General features: G+C 59.4%; 3 protein-coding genes, 1 rRNA gene and 1 pseudogene. 2 read left to right on the forward strand and 3 right to left on the reverse strand.

Annotated elements, in window-relative coordinates; translation table 11 throughout:
- Positions 1 to 105 (forward strand): 5S ribosomal RNA (gene rrf, locus PFH44_RS24510); the annotation flags it as partial.
- Between the two features lie 564 nt (positions 106 to 669).
- A complete protein-coding gene (locus PFH44_RS24515; RefSeq protein ID WP_041143863.1) occupies positions 670 to 987 on the forward strand; it encodes a hypothetical protein in 318 nt (105 codons plus the stop codon).
- A 41-nt stretch (positions 988 to 1,028) separates the two neighbouring features.
- Here the strand turns inward: PFH44_RS24515 and PFH44_RS24520 are convergent, their stop codons facing one another.
- From PFH44_RS24520 to PFH44_RS24530, 3 genes and pseudogenes are all read right to left on the reverse strand, one after another.
- Entirely contained in the window at positions 1,029 to 2,153 is a 1,125-nt protein-coding gene (locus tag PFH44_RS24520; protein ID WP_283826443.1) for an ABC transporter permease, read from the reverse strand.
- Positions 2,153 to 4,894 (reverse strand): ribosome-associated ATPase/putative transporter RbbA, encoded by a 2,742-nt coding sequence (gene rbbA / locus PFH44_RS24525; RefSeq protein WP_283826444.1) that lies wholly within the window; start codon positions 4,892 to 4,894, stop codon positions 2,153 to 2,155. Before rbbA ends, PFH44_RS24520 begins: the two co-directional genes overlap by 1 nt.
- A pseudogene (locus tag PFH44_RS24530) lies at positions 4,891 to 5,439 on the reverse strand (HlyD family secretion protein); the annotation flags it as partial. The gene rbbA and the pseudogene PFH44_RS24530, both read right to left, overlap by 4 nt.
- Positions 5,440 to 5,452 lie beyond the last annotated feature (13 nt).

Below are 5,452 nucleotides of genomic sequence, written 5' to 3' on the forward strand. Positions count from 1 at the left end.
CAGCGCGGTGGTCCCACCTGACCCCATGCCGAACTCAGAAGTGAAACGCCGTAGCGCCGATGGTAGTGTGGGGTCTCCCCATGTGAGAGTAGGGAACTGCCAGGCATCAAATAAACAGAAAAACCTCATGCGAAAGCATGGGGTTTTTTTGTTGTCTGCGGTTCATGAAAAGCGGCCGGACGTCGTCCGGATCGGGCGCTGCGCGCCGCGAACCGGGAATATCCAGCGGCCAGCAATCAAACCATCCCCTGAAACAAACAATGGCCTTACGCCGCGCGGGCCTTCCCCCGTAATCCGCACTCTTCTGATAAGCACAACGCCTTCCCATCTCCGATGCTATATTTAAAATATAAACCAGCTATGTTTTAAATATAAAACCACGGTTTTTAATTAATTCTCTGAATATCTTTAATTCACGCCTGAATTATATTTAATTAATATTATCAATTGCTTACAAAATAACGTTTCGCTATTCCAGACGTAAAATCGTAATAACTGGACTTTGCCAATAAAATGATTTACTGTCCTTAACACTTTGTTAACTTGATCGGGTTCGGATTAACCGAATTGTGATATAAAATATCAAGCGTACTGCCGATATTAATGCCTGTTTCGGTCACTCCCGGGGCTAAATAACCCCTGTTACCGGGTGGCAATATGAGAATATAAATGAAAATCCTGCTTGGCTGGCCCCCTTTGCGCCGGCTCACCCGCTACGTACAAGAACGCCTTACCTTTTTGGTCCTGCTCTGCTGGCCGGCAATTATCTGGCTGGCGTGTCGCGTCTGCGTCTGGCTGGCCGATAGCGCCTATATGCTGATGGATAAGCCGTTAAGCGACTCGTTTACCGTCTATCTGCAGCCGCTGATGACCTTCGGCACGCTGGTCCGCATCTCGGTGAGCTGGGTCGTGCTGCTGTTCATTCTGTTTAGCATGGCGATGGGCTTTACCTGGCTGCTGCGCCGCGTGATAAACAGCAAAAAATAGTTCACCGGCCGCCGCCTAAGGTGACGGCCGGTACGGCTCATTCACGCCATCGCGCCGATGGTCTTACGAAACCGCAGCAGGGCGATGGCAAAAAACACTGCACCAATCGCCATCAGGGTTAAAAACTGCGGCCAGACGATGGCAAATCCGGCACCGCGATACAGAATCGCCTGCGCGAGGCTGACGAAGTGGGTGGTCGGCATAGTTAACATAATATCCTGTACCGCCTGGGGCATGCTTTCCCGCGGGGTTGAGCCGCCTGAAAGCATCTGCAGCGGCAGCAGTACGAGAATCATCAGCAGCCCCAGCTGCGGCATCGAGCGCGCCACCGTCCCCATAAAGATCCCGATGGAGGTGGTTGCGAACAGGCTCAGGGCCACGCCCAGCATAAACAGCGGGATCGAGCCTTCAATCGGCACCTGCAGCACTCCCTGAACCATCAGCAGCAGCGAAAGCCCGGAAACGACCAGCACCACCAGCCCCATCGACCAGATTTTTGCCAGCATAATTTCAAACGGCGTCACCGGCATAACCAGCAGGTGCTCGACCGTGCCGTGCTCCCGCTCGCGGATCAGCGCCGAGCCGGTTAGCACGATCGCCAGCATGGTGATGTTGTTGATGATGGCCATGACCGCGCCAAAGCGCTCCTGCTCAAGATTGGGGTTAAAGCGCATGCGCACCGCCAGCTCTACCGGCAGAGTGGCGTTATCCCGATAGCGGGCAACGAAGCCGTTCACCTCCCCGCTGATAATATTCTGGATATAGCCATTGCCGGTAAACGCCTGGCTCATCCGCGTGGCGTCGACGTTAACCTGTATTTCCGGCTGCCGCCCGGCGAGCACGTCGCGCTGAAAGTTGGGGGGAATATTAATGGCAAAGGTATAGTTCCCGGCATCCAGCCCGGCATCCATCTCATCTTCGTTAATCAGCTCCGGCGATAAAAACCACGGCCGATAAAAGCCGTTGATAATGCGCGAAGAGAGCTGCGATTTATCCATGTCGGCAATCGCCACCGGCGCCAGATGCAGCGAGCCTGGCATCACGGTCGCAGAGGAATAGACCGACACGGTAAAGGCGAAGAGGATTAAGGTCAGCATCGCCTTATCGCCAAGCAGACTGCGCAGCTCCTTGACGCCGAGATTATAAATATTGCGTACTCCGCGCATCATCCCTCCTGTTTTTTCAGCAGCCATACGCTGAGGCCAAGCACCAGCGGGACGGCAATCAGCAGCGGTATAAAGGACGCCCACAGATCCGTCAGGCTCAGGGCTTTTGAGAATGTGCCGCGGGCGATGGTCAGAAAATGGCTGGTCGGGTAGATCTGACCAATCCAGCGGCCGGGCCCCTCCAGCGACGCGACCGGATCAATCATGCCGGAAAACTGCGTGGCCGGTATCAGCGTAATAATGGCGGTGCCGAAGATGGCCGCAATCTGGCTTTTCATAAAGGTGGAGATCAGCAGCCCCAGCCCGGTGGCGATGGTGACATAGAGCAGCGCCGCCAGGGTCAGGGTCAGAAAACTGCCCTTATGCGCTACGCCAAACACCAACACCGACAGCGCGCACAGCAGGAAAAAGTTAAACATTCCCAGCACGATATAGGGCAGCTGCTTGCCGAGCAGAAACTCGCTGCGGGTCGTCGGGGTGACGTACAGATTAATGATTGAGCCAAGCTCTTTCTCACGTACCACGCTTAGCGCGCTGAGCATCGCCGGGATCATCATCAGCAGCAGCGGGATCACCGCCGGAACGATGGCCGGCAGGCTTTTCACGTCCGGGTTATAGCGATAGCGCGTCTCGATGGATATCAGCAACGTATCGCGGGCGGGAGAGGCCTGACGCCCGGCCATCTCCTGTAGCCACGCCAGATGCATGGCCTGAACGTAGCCGCGCACCGTCTCGGCACGATTAGGCATGGCGCCGTCCACCCAGACGCCAATTTTCACCGGCGTGCCGCGGGCAATATCGCGGCCAAAATTAGGCGGGATTTCAACGGCCACCGCCAGCTCGCCGCTGCGCATCCGCCTGTCCAGTTCGTCATAGCTCTGCAGCGGCGGCTGCTCAATAAAGTAGCGCGAGCCGGCAATATTCTGCGACCAGCCCTGGCTGCTGAGGGTCTGGTCGCGATCGAGCACCGCGAAGCGCAGATCTTCCACGTCCATGCTGATGCCGTACCCCATGATGAACATCAGAATAACGGTACCCAGCAGGGCCAGGGTCGATCGTACCGGATCGCGCCGCAGCTCCAGCGCCTCGCGCCGGCTGTAGCTAAAGAGCCGGCCCAGGCTGAACGCCTGCTGTGCTGCCGTCGTCACGGACGAAGCGCTAGCCGGCGGCGCGGGCGCTGTTTCAGCGACGGGCTGCTGGGCATCCTGTAGCCAGCCGATAAACGCCTCTTCAAGCGTTGCCGCACCGCGCCGGGCCACCAGCGCCTGCGGCGTATCGCTGGCCAGCACCTTTCCGGCGTGCATCAGCGAAATGCGATCGCAGCGTTCTGCCTCGTTCATAAAGTGGGTCGAGATAAAAATGGTCACCCGATCCTGACGGGCGAGATCGACCATCAGCTGCCAGAACATATCCCTGGCGACCGGATCGACGCCGGAAGTTGGCTCATCAAGGATCAGCATTTCCGGGCGATGGATCACCGCCACGGCGAGAGAGAGCCGCTGACGAATGCCCAGCGGCAGCGCGGCGGGCAGGGTATCTTCGACCTCCGTTAACATAAAGCGCTGGCTCATTTCCGCCACCCGAGCGGGGATCTCGCCATCCGGGATGTGGAACAGGCGGGCGTGCAGCTCGAGGTTCTGCCTGACGGTCAGCTCGCTGTAGAGGGAGAAGGCCTGCGACATATAGCCGACGCGGCGGCGGGTTTCGATGTCCTTCGGATCGACCGGCTGACCGAATAGCCAGGCCTCGCCTTCGCTGGCGGGCAGCAGGCCGGTAAGCATCTTCATAGTGGTTGATTTACCGCAGCCGTTTGAGCCGAGGAAACCAAAAATCTCGCCGCGGGCGATGCGGAGATTCACGCGATCGACCGCCACGAAGCTGCCAAAGCGCATGGTCAGATCGCGGGCCTCAATGGCGATGTCATCGTCCTGCGCGCCGCGCGGCGGGATGATGACCTCTTTGTGCGCCACGCGCTGGGCTGCCGGCAGCAGGGCGATAAACGCCTGCTCCAGCGTCTGGCTGCGGGTTTGCGCCTTGAGCTCTTCGGCGCTGCCGGTTGCCAGCACTTCCCCGGCGTTCATCGCCACCAGCCAGTCGAAGCGCTCCGCTTCTTCCATATAGGCCGTCGCCACCAGCACGCTCATCTCCGGCTGGCGCCGGCGAATGCTGTCAATCAGCTCCCAGAACTGGGCGCGCGAAAGCGGATCAACGCCGGTGGTGGGCTCATCAAGGATCAGCAGCTGCGGATCGTGGATCAGCGCGCAGCAAAGGCCGAGCTTCTGCTTCATCCCGCCGGACAGCTTCCCGGCAGGACGGTCGCGGAAAGGGGCCAGCCCGGTGCCGTGCAGGAGCTCATCGATGCGGTTCTCGCGCTCGGCCCTGTCGTGACCGAATAGGCGGGCAAAGAAATCGACGTTTTCATACACCGACAGGGTGTGATAGAGGTTTTTGCCCAGCCCCTGCGGCATCCAGGCGATTTTGGGGCAGACATCCCGCCGATGCCGGGCGTCGCGCATATCGCCGCCGAGGACCATTACGTTGCCCTGTTCAATCGCCCGCGCCCCGGAAATCAGCGACAGCAGGCTGGATTTGCCGACGCCGTCAGGGCCAATCAGGCCCACCATCCGACGGGCGGGAATGCTTAGCGTGATATCCCGTAGCGCGACGGTGGCGCCAAAGCGCTGGCCAACGTGTTCCAGCAGGGCGACCGGGGGGTAAGTATCCTGCTGAGAGCCTCTCATTGCGGCAACCTCACCGTGAGCGTATCGGGCCAGGCCTGCTGGCTATCCAGGCGAACGTATGCCATGCCGGGCAGGCCGGTTTTGACATACTCCAGGTGCTGCTCCAGCAGCTCCGGCGGAATACGGGCCTTCACGCGGAACATCAGCTTCAGGCGCTCATCGCTGGTTTCTACCGTTTTCGGCGTAAACTGCGCGACGCTGGCGACAAAGCTGATATGGGCGGGAACGACCATGTTTGGCGCCGCGTCCAGCACGATGCGCGCCTCGCTGCCCAGCGCCAGCAGGCCCGCCTGCTCGGTTGGCAGGAAGAAGGTCATATAGACGTCGGAGAGGTCGACCATATTCAGCACCCGGCCGCCGGCGGCCAGGACTTCGCCCGGCTCGGCGACGCGATACTGAATTCGGCCGTCGCGCGGCGCTTTGAGCTCGCTATCGTCGATATCGGCGAGGATACGTCGCTCCGTCGCCTGCGCGGCATCGACGCGGGTTTGCGCCTGAATAATGCTGGTGCGGGCGGCTTCAATTGCCGCCCGCACCAGCATTATTCAGGCGCAAACC

The organism is Klebsiella sp. Ech2A, assembly GCF_030078455.1.
Taxonomy (GTDB): Bacteria; Pseudomonadota; Gammaproteobacteria; order Enterobacterales; family Enterobacteriaceae; genus Klebsiella; species Klebsiella terrigena.